This window comes from Pseudoxanthomonas sp. YR558 (assembly GCF_900116385.1).
Classification (GTDB): Bacteria; Pseudomonadota; Gammaproteobacteria; order Xanthomonadales; family Xanthomonadaceae; genus Pseudoxanthomonas_A.
Window position 1 is genome coordinate 595,960 of sequence record NZ_FPCI01000001.1, and the last position, 14,286, is coordinate 610,245.

At 63.6% G+C, this 14,286-nt stretch carries 11 protein-coding genes; 4 read left to right on the forward strand and 7 right to left on the reverse strand.

The features are described from left to right. The first annotated feature begins 85 nt into the window (after positions 1 to 85). Positions 86 to 1,066, forward strand: coding sequence for a hypothetical protein (locus BM365_RS02725; protein WP_093486373.1), 981 nt, complete (start codon positions 86 to 88; stop codon positions 1,064 to 1,066). Between the two features lie 7 nt (positions 1,067 to 1,073). On the opposite strand, the gene BM365_RS02730 is transcribed toward BM365_RS02725, so the two are convergent. Continuing rightward, the gene (locus tag BM365_RS02730) at positions 1,074 to 1,913 is read right to left on the reverse strand and encodes an amidohydrolase family protein (protein ID WP_093486375.1); all 840 of its coding nucleotides are present in this window, start codon (positions 1,911 to 1,913) and stop codon (positions 1,074 to 1,076) included. Between the two features lie 139 nt (positions 1,914 to 2,052). Between BM365_RS02730 and BM365_RS02735 the strand changes: the two genes are divergently transcribed. Continuing rightward, positions 2,053 to 2,349, forward strand: a complete 297-nt coding sequence (locus BM365_RS02735) for an autorepressor SdpR family transcription factor (RefSeq protein ID WP_093486377.1) — start codon at positions 2,053 to 2,055, stop codon at positions 2,347 to 2,349. Further along, positions 2,346 to 2,726 carry an ammonium transporter gene (locus BM365_RS02740; RefSeq protein ID WP_175502030.1) on the forward strand — a complete coding sequence of 127 codons (381 nt, stop codon included), beginning with the start codon at positions 2,346 to 2,348 and terminating at the stop codon, positions 2,724 to 2,726. Before BM365_RS02735 ends, BM365_RS02740 begins: the two co-directional genes overlap by 4 nt. Positions 2,727 to 2,759: 33 nt before the next feature. On the opposite strand, the gene BM365_RS02745 is transcribed toward BM365_RS02740, so the two are convergent. From BM365_RS02745 to BM365_RS17720, 3 genes are all read right to left on the reverse strand, one after another. After that, the gene (locus BM365_RS02745) at positions 2,760 to 3,287 is read right to left on the reverse strand and encodes a hypothetical protein (RefSeq protein WP_093486379.1); all 528 of its coding nucleotides are present in this window, start codon (positions 3,285 to 3,287) and stop codon (positions 2,760 to 2,762) included. A 471-nt stretch (positions 3,288 to 3,758) separates the two neighbouring features. Next, the gene (locus BM365_RS02750) at positions 3,759 to 4,289 is read right to left on the reverse strand and encodes an REP-associated tyrosine transposase (RefSeq protein ID WP_093486381.1); all 531 of its coding nucleotides are present in this window, start codon (positions 4,287 to 4,289) and stop codon (positions 3,759 to 3,761) included. 405 nt (positions 4,290 to 4,694) lie between these two features. After that, positions 4,695 to 6,227 (reverse strand): DUF5677 domain-containing protein, encoded by a 1,533-nt coding sequence (locus BM365_RS17720; protein ID WP_175502031.1) that lies wholly within the window; start codon positions 6,225 to 6,227, stop codon positions 4,695 to 4,697. A gap of 132 nt (positions 6,228 to 6,359) precedes the next feature. Here BM365_RS17720 and BM365_RS02755 point away from each other — a divergent pair, with 132 nt between their 5' ends. Continuing rightward, positions 6,360 to 7,235, forward strand: coding sequence for a hypothetical protein (locus tag BM365_RS02755; protein WP_093486383.1), 876 nt, complete (start codon positions 6,360 to 6,362; stop codon positions 7,233 to 7,235). Positions 7,236 to 7,367: 132 nt separating this feature from the next. On the opposite strand, the gene BM365_RS17725 is transcribed toward BM365_RS02755, so the two are convergent. The 3 genes from BM365_RS17725 to BM365_RS02765 form a co-directional block, all read right to left on the reverse strand. Further along, positions 7,368 to 8,921 carry a hypothetical protein gene (locus BM365_RS17725; RefSeq protein ID WP_139227293.1) on the reverse strand — a complete coding sequence of 518 codons (1,554 nt, stop codon included), beginning with the start codon at positions 8,919 to 8,921 and terminating at the stop codon, positions 7,368 to 7,370. A 63-nt stretch (positions 8,922 to 8,984) separates the two neighbouring features. Continuing rightward, positions 8,985 to 12,590 carry a methylmalonyl-CoA mutase family protein gene (locus BM365_RS02760; RefSeq protein ID WP_093486386.1) on the reverse strand — a complete coding sequence of 1,202 codons (3,606 nt, stop codon included), beginning with the start codon at positions 12,588 to 12,590 and terminating at the stop codon, positions 8,985 to 8,987. 119 nt (positions 12,591 to 12,709) lie between these two features. Further along, entirely contained in the window at positions 12,710 to 14,272 is a 1,563-nt protein-coding gene (locus BM365_RS02765; RefSeq protein ID WP_093486387.1) for a tetratricopeptide repeat-containing sulfotransferase family protein, read from the reverse strand. Positions 14,273 to 14,286 lie beyond the last annotated feature (14 nt).

Sequence of the window (14,286 nt, forward strand, 5' to 3'; positions counted from 1 at the left end):
GCGTGCGCACGACGTACGGTTGGCCGTCGTGCCGCAAGCGGGGCGTTGGACCGAATGCACGGCATGTCGCCGAAGGAGTCGCATCATGGCCGACCGTCCCCGTTTTCCCGGCGGTACTTTTGGCAATCGCTTCGATCCCGCCATCGATGGCGAGGTGCTGCCGCCGCCGATCGATCCGGAACGCTTCCGGCATATCCAGTTGCTCAACGAAGCGGTGCTGGTCAACTTCGCGGCGTCGCCCAATCCGCGCACGCCGTGGGGATGGTCGACGCTGGCGTGGGACGTGACCATGCCCACCACCTTCCTGCCCGGCGTGCACGTGGAAGCGGTGTTGTTCGGCGAAGGCGAGCAGATCGTGCCGGCGCAGGGCACGCGGCCGGCGCGGCCGTACAACGAGACCACCTACACGCTGTCGCTGCGCACGCCGCTGGCGGTACGGATGATGGGCCAGGTAACGCTGGGCATCGATTTCGGCGCGTGCTTCGAGCTGCCGCAACGCAGCGACGTGATCCGCGACCTCATCCGCGAGGAAGTGCGCCGCGCCTTCCCGTCGTCGGGCCAGGTGACGTTGCGCGGCAGCGAGATCGGCGTGGATTTCGGCATCAATAGTTTCGTCGTCGATATCCCGTTGACGGCGGATGTGCCGAACTGGTTCGACGCCGACATCGACATGACCCTGGGCTTCGAGGTATTCCCGGTGGACGGCCGGGTCGCGGCGCGCTACGGCTTCGCGCGGACCAACGTGTCGTTCGGCACCGCGTCGGCCATCCTCTCCGGCGGCTGTTCGTCGGCGGTGGCGAAGGCGCTGGAAGCCGCCTGCGACGGGTTCTTCGATGGCTTCATCGGCCCGGCCATCGCGCGGCAATTGCGCGACCAGGTGCAGGCCGGCATGGACACCGCCCTCGCCGAGTTCAACCAGGGCCGTTCACCGCCGTACAAGGTGCACGACTTCACCCTGACCGAATTCAACCTGCTGGTGCGCGTGTGTCCGGTCAGCGCACCGCCCCCGCCGCCGGACCCGAATCGTCCGGGACGCGATGGCGGTTTCGAACCGCTGCATAGCTGAGCACGGATCAGCGTCCGAACAGCTTTCTCGCATTCCCGCTGCGGATCTTCGCTTTCTCGTCGGCGGTCAGGCCGAGGCGTTCGAACGCGTCGACGGTACGGCCCAGGCCGATCTGCGGATAGTCCGAGCCGAGCAGGACATGGTCGAGGCCGACGTTGCGCAGGGTCCAGAGGAATTCCTCTTCGACCGGCGAATCGGCCACGACCAGGACGGTGGCGGAGATGTCGAAGTACAGGTTGTCGAAGCCGAAGCCGTCGGCGGTGCGGGCCAGCGCGAGGATGTTCCAGAACCGGAAGTTCAGGCCGCCGATGTGGGCGAGGATGAACTTGGTCTTCGGCACGCGCACGACCAGATTGAACAGCTTTTCGCTGTCGCCGGGCAGGATGTTGGCGTTGTCCATCAACACGGTGAGGCCGAGTTCGCCGGCCTTGCGCACCAGGGTTTCCACGCGCGGGTCGCCGATGTCGAAACCCTGGGTGTGGGCGTGGATCTTCAGCACCTTCACGCCGGCGGCAGCCACGCGCGTGAGTTCCGCCACGGCGGCATCGCCGTCGTAGGGGTGCACGGTGGCGATGGGCAGTACGTCGGGATGCGCCGCGGCCAGCGCGATCACGGTGTCGTTGCCGGCACGGATCTTCGCCAGCTCGCCCTGCCGGGCCTGGTGCGGACCGCCGAACCACATCACGCCGATGCCCGACAGTTCCAGGGCGGCGGCGCGCACGTCGTCGCGGTACTGCCGCAAGGAGGTTTCGCCGTCGCGCAGGTGCACGTGGACATCGAATACGGGGCCGGCGGCCAGCGCCACGGGGGACATCAGGCAAAGCGACAGGACCAGCGCGCGCAGCATGCGTCGTCTCACAACAAGGGAAGGCGCGCATGGTGCCATGCGCCTGTACATCGCGTGTTTCGAGCGCGTAGACACGCCCTCGTCCCCCGGCCGACCAACGGCGCTTGACACATTTCGATAGTTAGCTAACTATCGCATCATGAGCCAGGTCTTCCGCGCCCTTTCCGATCCCACCCGCCGGCAGGTGCTGCAGTTGTTGCGCCAGGGCCCGATGAGTGCGGGCGAGTTGAGCGACCAGTTCGATGTGTCGAAGCCGACGATGTCGGCGCATTTCGCGGTGTTGAAGGAGGCCGACCTGGTGCATGCGGAAAAGGTCGGCAAGTCGGTGATCTATCACTTGAAGCTGTCGGTGCTGGAAGACGCGCTGCTCGGCTTCGTCCACTCGTTCGGTGCGGGCAAGGCTGCGCCGAAGGCCAAGAAGGAGTCGTCGCGATGAACAGAGAAGTGGCTACCAGTCTGGCGTGGGGCATCGGCATCGTGGTGCTGGCGCTGTGCGCGACCTTCGCCCGCCAGCAGGGGGTGATCGACAGCGAGATGGTCGACCGCATCGTGATGGGGGCGATCGGGTTGATGGTGGCGTGGTTCGGCAACCAGGTGCCGAAGCGGTTCGTACCCAGTGCGCGGGCGCGGCAGGCGCAGCGCGTGGCCGGTTGGTCGATGGCGCTCAGCGGCCTGGTCTATGCGGGCTTCTGGATCGCGGCGCCGAAGGACGTGGCGGTGATCGGCGGCACGCTGGCGGTGCTGTTGGGCATCGCGGTGACGGTGGCGTATTGCCTGTCGCTGCGGAACAAGGCGCGGGTGTCGGGGGCGTGAGGGGCATGCGGTGAAGCCCCTCGTACGTGGTCGTCAGGGGTCGTGGGACAGGCAGGCCTGCATCCACGGCTCCGCCAGCAGCGCGTCCCGCTGGTCGTCCGCCATGGGCACGGCCCGGTAATAGGGAAAGCACGAGCCGTTCGCACGCGTGAGGTCGGAGAGCCTGCCCTCACAGAGCTGCAGCGGCTTGTCGATGCGCTGCCACCCGTCTTCGCATTCGGTGTCGGTCTCGGAACTTGGACGACCGCAGATGTGCGTGCGCCTGGCGTCGGTGGAGGAGATCGCGTGCGCGATGACTCGGCCTGCGTACGCCTTTCCGGAGGCGAAATGGAACCAAGTTCCGCAGATGCGGTCGCCGCGCTGGAACAGGCGGTAGCGGCTGCACTCTTCCGGCGATGTCGTGCCCTCGCACGCCTCCCATTCGCCGGCGAACGCACCGACCGTTGGCGCCTCCGAAACAGCCTGCGGTGTGACCGACGCGGCACGGATACCTGACGGCTCGGCACCGAGTCCTGTGCATGCACCCACGCTCAACACCACCACCACGATCAAGATACGCATCCAGAATCCCTCCCGACCAGCGTTACCCCATGCTACGGCGTCGGAGGACGTCGCGGCGATCGGAGGTTCGCGGTCCCGTAGGCTGGGTTGCAAACCCAGCTGAGCGCGGCGCGACCGAAGCACGCGACCCGCCCGACACCGCACCCAGGCATTTCGGCTGATGCGCCAGCCTACGTGTGAGTAGAACCACCCTCTTTCACGGACGCATGCACCTATTTGGTGAAACGTTCGATGTTTTTCGGTGTCGCGACACCGTTAGTGTGAGAAGAAACACCGTTTTACATGGAACGTTCGATCTTAGTGTGAGAAGAAACACCCGTTTAGGCGGAACGTTGGACCTTAGTGAGAGAAGAAACACTCTTTTAGGTCGAACGTTGGATCTTAGTGAGAGAAGAAACACCACAACTGTGAGAAGAAACACGCTCGGAGCTTCGTAGGGCGGGCTCAAGCCCGCCACAAAGCCCCGCCTGCCTATCGCTCCCCCATCCCCTCCAAGACCACCGGCTCCACCGCCCAATCCAAGGGATAGACACCCGTGGCGGCCCATTGCCGGAACGAGGTGTAAGGCCAATCGGCGGCACGCGCGACATACCCGTGCTTCACGGGATTGATGTGTACGTAGTCGACAACGCGGCGGAGATCGTCGTCGTCACGCACCAGGTGCTCCCAATAGCGTCGTTGCCAGATGCCCCGCTCCCGGCGGGCGATACGCCGCGATGATCGACGTTCGTGGATGGGCAACGCCCGGCTGAAACCGGATTTGATCTGCGCCCAGCGGTTGGCATTGTCGGCGTCGCCGTCCGGCAACCGCCACACGCAATGCAGATGGTCGGGCATCACCGCGATGGCCAGCAGATGGAACGGTCGCGCCGCCTTCGCCGCCCGGAATGCATCACGCAGCAGGTCGATGTGTTCGACGAGCAAGCCGCGGCGACGCTCCAGCAGATTCACGGTGAAGAAGTAGGTGCCGCCCGGCACCCAGACGCGGCGGTAATTCGACATGGCGGCAGCGTGCCGGAGGCATCACGCGATCACCGTCGCCGCAGATCCCCCTTCCATGTCGGAGAAGTCCGACCCGCGCAAGCGGCACACCGGTGGGCCAGGGCCCACCCTACGCCATCCATCACCGCCCGACGCACCCCGCTATCCCATCAAGCGTAGGGCGGGCTCAAGCCCGCCTTACGGGTTACGCGTCGATAGTTCGACATGCCAGCAGCGTGCCGGCGCCATCGGGCGACCACCCTCGCCGCAGACCGCGTATCCCGGTCAGAAAACTACAACGAACAGGTGGGCCCAGGCCCAACCTACACACCCCATCCCCCACACCCGCCCGCGACCCCTTACGCAGGGCGGGCTTAAGCTCGCCTTACGCGTTAAAAGAAAAGCACGCAGATATCGACGGGGCGCCTAGGTATCGGAGAGTACCGAGAAAACTACCAACTGCTTAGAGCTTCCGGGATAGACGCGATCAACATCGACGCAAATTTTATTGAACAAGCTTACCGCGTCTTCCAACACACTCTCCATCTCTCGCTGAACACCTCTAGGAATTCGATGAAGTCTATGCAAAGGATTCAAACAAGTGGTCAGTGAGGCATCCCTTACCGCAGCCCAACTCCCATGAACGAAGGCCGAAGACCAGCCGTAGAAAGCATCGTAGTCTGCTTTAACTCCGGCGGCATCGGCCATCTTCCTAAGATCAGCATCGCACCAATGGCCAAGCGAAACCTCTACGAACTCTTCCGAAGAGTCCTCATTAGCGATCATAGCCAATGACTCTTCGCTCAAGAACTTGGGCGGATCCGCTGACTCATCAAGCTTCAGAAGCGCCAACTTCGCTTGACCAACACCAAATTTCCTGAATCTCACCCACATCTCTGGATCATCTTTCAGTATCAAGTACGCCAACGTTATTCGGCACTCGACAAGCGTTCTAAGCAGAAGTCGACCGCTAATTCCATTCCTATTCCTTCCATGAAGTACCTCAAGAAGAACATTTCCAGAGAACAGTGCAATACCGAAGGCAGCATCGAGCCTAGCATCGAGATCCGTTGTCGTTTGAAGATTCAAGAATCTATCTACGAGTTCCGCCTGTTTCTCAAACCAGTCTCGATGCAATGAATCCTCATCAACCCGCGACGCGGACTCACTCGCCTTATTCATAGGAATGCAATCACTTCTATCAAGACTTTCTTTCCAGAAAGATCGACACCAGTCGGATTCGACATCACCCTCATCAGGGGACATCATCCGGAAGGCCATCTCTGCAGCTCTGATTGATGGCCTTATATGTCGCATCTCTTCCATTTCAGGCGTTAGCTCGACATACCTCAATAGGTTTTTGACCATGTCTGCGGGGAAGTGCGCTCTTCCAGAGCCAATCTTGAACATCAGAATCAGCCAGCGAATGTCGGTTGACTCTTGAGATTGGTGATCCAAACATTTGGTGACCGCAACTACCAAATGCCTAGCATCGTCATCCCCCAAATCTTCCCCCAGCAAATGAGCCCAACGATCGCGGGCAGGAAGCGATTCGAACATTAGGATTGGCCTAAGGGCGGCTCGCCCATTCGGGCTAGCAAGAAGAACTACACATATTTCCTCAATTCCGGCTGGAAAGGACTCCAACCCAGAATGAGTAAGATCAAGCACAGGATCATCCTGTGCGGTACGCACGATAACGGCCAATCGTTCTGCAATCTCAAGGAATGCCTTCAAGGCCTCCTTGCGAGGCATGAAGCTTATAACTAGTGCTGCCCAGAGAAGCTCAGGAAGCCGATTGTTGACCCAAGAAGAGAAGGCCAACTTCCCCTGAGGGAGCATATGAAGCATGGGCGGAAGCAGCTTCTTACCAACCTTCTTGTGCTGATCAAGAGTGCTGCTATGGCTCTTCGACCTATTTCTGCGCTTAGCCTTGTCTCGCTTCTTGTTCACTAACATCAGTTCCTTGTTGGCATGGCCTCCAGTGGAGCCGGCAGGCCTATGGCCATGCCGACTCGTACCTATAATGTATCCGCCACTCTCCCTTTCATCCCTCATGAAGTCCCCCACCCCAGCCGCCCTCACCCCCAAATGAGCGACGCCCCCAGCCGCACCCGCGCGGCGTTGCTCCACCCGCTGGACAGGGAAGACGTCTACATCAAACAGAAGGAGCGCCGGATCGGCGTTCTGGTCAGCCTGTTGGTGCACGTCCTGTTCGTGCTGGCCCTGCTGTACACCTCCCAGCTGGAACTGGCCCCGCCCGAGGGCAGCAGCAGTGGCGGCGCGCGCGTCAAAGTGGACTTCCTGGGCGAGACCGACCGTGACGACCAGCGCCCGCCCGTCCCGCCGACCGGCGTCCAGGCCCCGCGCGAACGCCCCAAGCCCCTCAAACCCCTGGTGACCACCCCCGTCACCTCGCCCGTCGACGCCACCCGCGTGACCGAGGCCGAGAACCCCGTGGCCGAAGAAGAAGCCGCGCCCCAGCCAACCTCCTCCGAACAGGCCCTGCCCCAACCCCAGACCCGGCCGCCCGCCAGCCAACCGGCGTGGCGCCGCTCCGCCCAATGGGGCCAACCGCCCGGCATGCTCGCCCAGGACACCGCCCCCGAGAACCGCGGCCGCACCGTCGGCGCCGGCCGCAACGAAGGCCGTGGCCAGGACAACGCCGCCAGCCCCAGCATGGATGTGGACGGCCACCAGATCTATTACGACCTGCGCAACGAGCTCCGCGTGCAGGAATGGCAGGCCCGCGGCATGACCGAGCTCTCCTTCCCGCTGCCCGGCCGCCGCGAATACATGGTCTGCCCGCTGGAGATCGTCGCCCGTCGCGGCTCCGGCGGCTGCCGCCTGGTGCAACCGAACGACCCCGCCATGGCCGGCATCGGCGATGCCCGCGACGTGGTCACCGTCGAACGCGTCTATCGCCGCGGCGAACTGATCTGGCGCGGGCCGGGGGCGTATCGCTGATGGACCCGTAAGCTGGGTTGATAAACCCAGCATCACGAGCGCAGAGAGATCCAGCACCGCACATGGCGGAACGTCCCAAGCCGCCCCCCATGAGCAGCCCCCGCTTTTACTCTCAACTGCCAAGCAGCATCGTTAGCGCGTCACTGAAAGCTGACTGACATCGATTGCGAAACGATGCTTGCCATACTGTTCGGTACCAACGTAGGAGCCCGTATAGATCAGGTCCTCCCAGTTTGGTCGAACAGACTCACTTGCAAATGCTGTATCGAACGACGCTTGGAGATCCATCTCGAATGTCCTGACTTCGCCCACCAGCATTTGCGTGGGCAAAGAGACTGCTCCAACTAGATCAGCGAATCGCACCCGCGCATTGCGTGCCTCAGGTGGGCCACCAACCACAGTTTGGGATGGATACGGGCCATGCACGTAGGGAAGAGCCTCGATGAAATACACGACACCCGTTGTCTTGTGACGAAAAACAGATGCCACGATGAGATTCAACCAAGGGCTAGTACCAGTATCAATTCCCGGCGCGGGACCATTCTCTGGATTGGAGTACCTCCAATCTGCGCGGATGCCTAAAGTGACGCGAAGCGTCAAGTCATCCGAAGAGCCAAGTGGCAGCTCATCCATGTTCGTGGCGAGAGCCTGGAAGTTGTAGTCCCACGGGTACATGGTAGATGATGTGTCATACGTCTCAATCTTTAGCACCGTCCCTTGCGAAAGACCGTCGTATCGCACCCTGGCTTGAGGCCCCACATATCCAGCCTCAGGCGCCGGAGCCTGACCGGTGAACACCGTCTTGCTGATCGAGAAGACCCAAGGGTCCATGCCAGGGAGGCACCCTTCGTAACGCATGGAACTAGCATTCTGATACCAGCAATCCGCTGCCCGCATCACCAAAGGATCCACATTCAAGCTGGGGGCCGCAGGAAACGACACTCGTCGAATGCCGGTTACAAATTCCTCGAGATAACGATCATCGCCCGCTCCCGCGTTCTTAGCGCGTACTGCGAGGTTATGCGTTCCGCCACGCACGACAGGTAACGTCACGATAAAGTTTCTTGCAACGCCCGCGCCACAGGACACCCCTCCTGTCCGGCTATCTAGAGCAAGTCCGTCAGCCAGCGGAAGCAGTGGGCCAGTAGAGTGATATTGGATGAGGACTTCAATGCTTACAGGACCACTTCCATCCTGATCGCATGCCCAGCCCGACAGAGCCGAAAAGCTTGCGGACTCAATCACACCAAATGGGCTAGGGCCCACAAAGTCAGCCTGCGGCACGACAAGGCTCGTAGAGCCCGGTAGTAAATTCTCCTGGCTTGGCGTTGACGAATCGCTAGCGTACGCATGGATCGTGTGAACTCCTCCAGTCAGACGAGGCGTCTCCATGGAAAAGCCAACCCATTCCTTACCGGCACAGAAGACCGCGGCGTCCTGTCGACGCACCGTGTTCGAAGTAGTGGAGCCCACATAGTTGGATCCATCGTAGATATGTATCCAACGCGACTCACCCGATCCACCGCAAGCCCATCCTGATACAACAACAGTATCGACTTGATCAACAAATCCTGCGGCTAGAACGGTCGCTGGCACCAGCGAGAGCAGGAAGAAAAGCGAAGACCACATCTGGCTGTGGCGAAATCCGAAACGGCGGAACGCCACCCACAGAATGCAAGCACTCATATCAATCCCTTGATTCCAGCATTTCAATGAACGGCCCGACATAGGCCGCTAGTGCACTGACCTTTACATATTCCGCCGGTACTCGCCACCCACGTCGTACAAGGCGTGGCTGATCTGGCCCAGGCTGTGCGTCTTGACCGCTTCGACCAGGGCGGCGAACACGTTGCGGCGTTCGCGGGCGGTGCGTTGCAGGTAGGCCAGGCCGTGGCCGTCGTGGACGTCCGGGTCGGCGTGCTCTTCCAGCGCGGTGGCGTGGCTGTGGTCGGTCTCGCCTTCCGGCGCCAGCCCGTTGCGCGAGGCCTGCCAGGCGCGGACGTTGGCGATCTGCTGGCCCTTCTCTTCCTCGGTCGAGCGGATCAGTTCGATCTCGGTGGCGATCTCGCCGCCGTGCTCGCGCGGCAGGAAGGTGTTCACACCCACCAGCGGCAGGCTGCCGTCGTGCTTCTTGTGCTCGTAGTAGAGCGACTCTTCCTGGATCTTGCCGCGCTGGTACATGGTATCCATCGCGCCGAGCACGCCACCGCGCTCGCTGATGGCCTCGAACTCCTTGTAGACCGCCTCTTCCACGATGTCGGTCAGCTGGTCGACGACGAAGCTGCCCTGCCAGGGGTTCTCGTTGAAGTTCAGCCCCAGCTCCTTGTTGATGATCATCTGGATGGCGACCGCGCGGCGCACGCTTTCTTCCGTCGGCGTGGTGATCGCCTCGTCGTAGGCGTTGGTGTGCAGGCTGTTGCAGTTGTCGAACAACGCGTACAGGGCCTGCAGCGTGGTGCGGATGTCGTTGAACTGGATTTCCTGCGCGTGCAGCGACCGGCCGGAGGTCTGGATGTGGTACTTCATCATCTGGCTGCGCTCGTTGGCGCCGTAGCGCTCGCGCATGGCGCGCGCCCAGATGCGGCGGGCGACGCGGCCGATGACGGTGTACTCCGGGTCCATGCCGTTGCTGAAGAAGAACGACAGGTTGGGCGCGAAGTCGTCGATCTTCATGCCGCGGGCCAGGTAGTACTCCACGATGGTGAAGCCGTTGGACAGCGTGAAAGCGAGCTGGCTGATCGGGTTCGCCCCGGCCTCGGCGATGTGGTAGCCCGAAATCGACACCGAGTAGAAGTTGCGCACCGCGTGGTCGACGAAGTACTGCTGGATGTCGCCCATCATGCGCAGCGCGAATTCCGTGCTGAAGATGCAGGTGTTCTGCGCCTGGTCTTCCTTGAGGATGTCGGCCTGCACGGTGCCGCGCACGGTGGCCAGCGTCTCGGTCTTGATGCGGGTGTAGGTGTCTTCATCGACCAGCTGGTCGCCGGTGATGCCGAGCAGCCCCAGGCCGAGGCCGTTGTTGGTCGGCGGCAGTTCACCGTGGTACTGCGGACGCGCGCGACCTTCGAAGAACGCATCGATCTTCGCGCTCGCTTCGGCCCAGCGCGCGTCGTCGGCCTTGAGGTACTTCTCCACCTGCTGGTCGACGGCGGTGTTCATGAACATCGCCAGGATGATCGGCGCCGGACCGTTGATCGTCATCGACACCGAGGTGGTCGGCGCGCACAGGTCGAAGCCGGAGTACAGCTTCTTCATGTCGTCCAGCGTGGGGATGTTGACGCCGGAGTTGCCGATCTTGCCGTAGATGTCCGGGCGCGGCGCCGGGTCTTCGCCGTACAGCGTGACACTGTCGAAGGCGGTGGACAGGCGCGCGGCCGGCTGGCCGACCGACAGGTAATGGAAGCGGCGGTTGGTGCGCTCCGGCGTGCCTTCGCCGGCGAACATTCGAATGGGATCCTCGCCGGTGCGACGGTACGGATACACGCCGCCGGTGTACGGATAGCTGCCGGGCAGGTTCTCTTTCTGCAGGAACGTCAGCAGTTCGCCCCAGCCCTGGTACGGCGGTGGCGCGATCTTCGGGATCTGCTGGTGGCTGAGCGATTCGCGGTAGTTCTCGATGCGGATGGTCTTGCCGCGCACCTGGTACTCGTTGACCGGATCGGTCACGGCCTTGTGCCGGGCCGGCCATTCGCGCAGCAGCTTCAAAGCGTCGGACGACAGCGACTGGATCGCATCGTTGTAGCGCTGACGCAAGGTCAGCAGCGAACGATCCACCTGTAGGGCGGGCCTTGGCCCGCCGTCGTTGACCTCGCCCGCCTCCGAATGGCGGGCCGAGGCCCGCCCTACGAGATCGTCGTTGGCGTACAGCTCCAGCGCCTTCGGCAGTGCGGCATCGCCGAGGTCCTTCAGCGCGTTCCAGTAATGCTGCGCACGGCTGGCGGTCTCGGCTTCGGTCTCGATGCGGCGGTTGATGCCGCGGCCCTGCTCCGCAATTTCGGCCAGGTAGCGCACGCGGCTGCCGGGGATCAGCACGGTGGCGCGCGGCTCCTTCAGTTCGGTATCGAGCGCGGGCGTCCACTTCTCGGCCGGCAGCTGCAGCTTCTCGCGCAGCAGGCGGCACAGGTTGGCGAACATCCAGCTGACGCCGGGGTCGTTGAACTGGCTGGCGATGGTGGGATACACCGGCACGTCGGCGTCCGGCGTCTGGAACGCCACGCGGTTGCGCTTCCACTGCTTGCGCACGTCGCGCAGCGCGTCTTCGGCGCCGCGCTTGTCGTACTTGTTCAGCACGATCAGCTCGGCGAAGTCGATCATGTCGATCTTCTCCAGCTGGCTGGCCGCGCCGTAATCGCTGGTCATCACGTACATCGGGAAGTCGACCAGGTCGACGATTTCCGAATCGCTCTGGCCGATGCCGGCGGTCTCGACGATCACCAGGTCGAAGCCCAGCGACTTCAGGAACGCGATGCAGTCCTTCAACACCGCATTGGTCGCCACGTGCTGGCGGCGCGTGGCCATCGAGCGCATGTAGATGCGGTCGCTGCGCAGCGCATTCATGCGGATGCGGTCGCCGAGCAGCGCGCCGCCGGTGCGGCGACGGGTGGGATCGACCGAAATCACCGCGATATGCATCTGCGGGAAGCAGGACAGGAAGCGGTTCATCAGTTCGTCGGTGACCGACGACTTGCCGGCGCCGCCGGTGCCGGTGATGCCGACCACCGGCGTGGGCCGCGCGGGGAACGGCGCATGCGGGCCCTTGGCCCACTGCGCGCGCAGCTTCTCCAGGTCGGCGTCGGAATAGCGGCCATCCTCGATGGCGCTGAGCACGCGGCCGATGCCGGCCTCGTCGGTGAGCTTGGGCTGCGCGGGCGCGGCGTCGCGATCGGCGGCGACCTGCACGCGGCCTTCTTCGGCGCGCTTGACCACGTCCTGGATCATTTCGACCAGGCCCATCTTCATGCCGTCGTTCGGGTGGTAGATGCGCTCCACGCCGTAGGCCTGCAGTTCGGCGATCTCTTCCGGCGTGATGGTGCCGCCGCCGCCGCCGAACACGCGCACGTGGCCGGCGCCACGTTCCTTCAGCATGTCGACCATGTACTTGAAGTACTCGACGTGCCCGCCCTGGTAGCTGGACAGCGCGATGCCGTCGGCGTCTTCCTGCAGCGCGGCGCGGACGACGTCCTCGACGCTGCGGTTGTGGCCCAGGTGGATGACTTCCGCGCCCTCGCCCTGGATCAGGCGGCGCATGATGTTGATGGCCGCGTCGTGCCCGTCGAACAGGCTGGCGGCGGTGACGAAGCGCAGCGGCGTGGCGTCGGCCTGGGTGGCGGGGAACTGGCTGGCGGGTGTACTCACGCGTGCTCACTTGCAGGACGGACAGACGCGGGATTGTAGCCGCTCGCGCGTGATCACCTCACCAATTGCACACCAGTGGACCACCGCGGGCGCTGGATACGGCGCCGTATCCAGCCGGATCAGACGCCGGCATCGGCCAACGCAGCCTGCAAGGGCTGCAGGTGATGCGCGTACCGCCGCCACTGCCCCATGTAGCGCGTATGGATGGGTTCGCGGACCTGCGCGGCACTGGCGGTCGCGACCGCGGACGCACGCGGCGCGTCGGCGAGCACCTCCGGTGTCCAGGCGAGGCCGCAGAAATCGAGCACGCGATGGGCGGTCGGTTCGGGAGCGCGCACCAGGTCTTCGTAGGCGATGTCGAGGATCCGGCCGGGGTGCCGCACATGCCAGTGCTGCATCAGGCGGCGGTAGCGGATGAAGTGCGCCGCCATCTCTTCCTGGTGATAGGTATGCGGATAGGCGTCGACGAAGAGTTCCTTCAGATTGGAGAAGCAGACCTCCATCGGGTCGCGCACCATGTGCAGGATGCGCGCCTGCGGCAACGCACGGGCGATGTAGTCCACCAACAGGAAGTTCGTCGGCATCTTGTCGGTGAAGAACGCGCGATCCTCGGCGCGCCAGGCGGTTTTCTCCAGGTAGCGTCGGCCCAGCAGCGCCATGTCGGCGCCTTCCGCGGCCACGCAGAGCGCTTCGTCCAGGTGCGGGCCGCCCGCGAGGTCGCAGACCCAGCGCAGCTGGCACAGCGCATCGCGCAGTTCGCCGGCGTCCTGCACCTGCGGATGCCGTCCGAGGATCTGCTCCAGCAGTGTCGTACCCGAGCGCGGCATGCCGACGATGAAGATCGGCGTGGGCGTGCCGGCAGCCAGATGCGACGTCGGTGCCGTGCGCACAGGCAAGCGCTGCAGATGATCGAACAGTCGCGCGTCGCTCGCGGCGTCGTAGTCGATCTGCCGTAGGCGCGTGCGCAGTCCGCGGTCCAGCGCCTGCCAGGCACCTTCGACGTCGTCCAGGTCGTCGAGCTCCTTGAACAGGGCGTAATGCAGCCATGCGGCCTCGGGGTGCCCGTCAGGCACACGCGCAACCGCCGCGCGCAAGCGATCCACGTGGTTCGAGGCAGGCGTCTGCCGCCGCAGCTTGGCCAGCATGCGGTGAACGGGCGGCATCAGCGGGTCATGCTGGAGCGCGGCTTCCCACGCCTGTTCGGCGCGACCTTCATCGCCGGCATAGAACGCGGCCAGGCCGATCAGGTAGCGCGCAACGGCGCCGCCATCGCGCAGCCGCTGCGCGCGCTCCAGGAACGACAAAGCCGGGACGGGGAAGGATTGCGCCAGCAGCGCCTGCCCCACCCCCAGCAACACCTCCGGATCCGCGGACGATGCCAACGCCGGCCACCGCGTGGAGGTGAGCCCGGCTTCGATTTCGCCGACATCGAACAGCTGCGCGGTCACTGCTTCCAACAGTGCGGCATCGTCTTCGTCCGGCACAGCCGCGCGCACGGCGAACGCCACGGTGTCGCGCATCGCGCCACGTCGCGCGGCCAGTGTGGATAGCCGCAAGGCCGCCGGCGACTGCCAGCCCTCGATCTCGATCAACTGCCGGTACAGGTCAGCCGCGCGCTCGGGCTGCCCTGCGGACATCAGGTGTTCGGCTTCCTGCCAGGCCTGCAGCGGATCGATGGGCATGGGGCACGGCGACG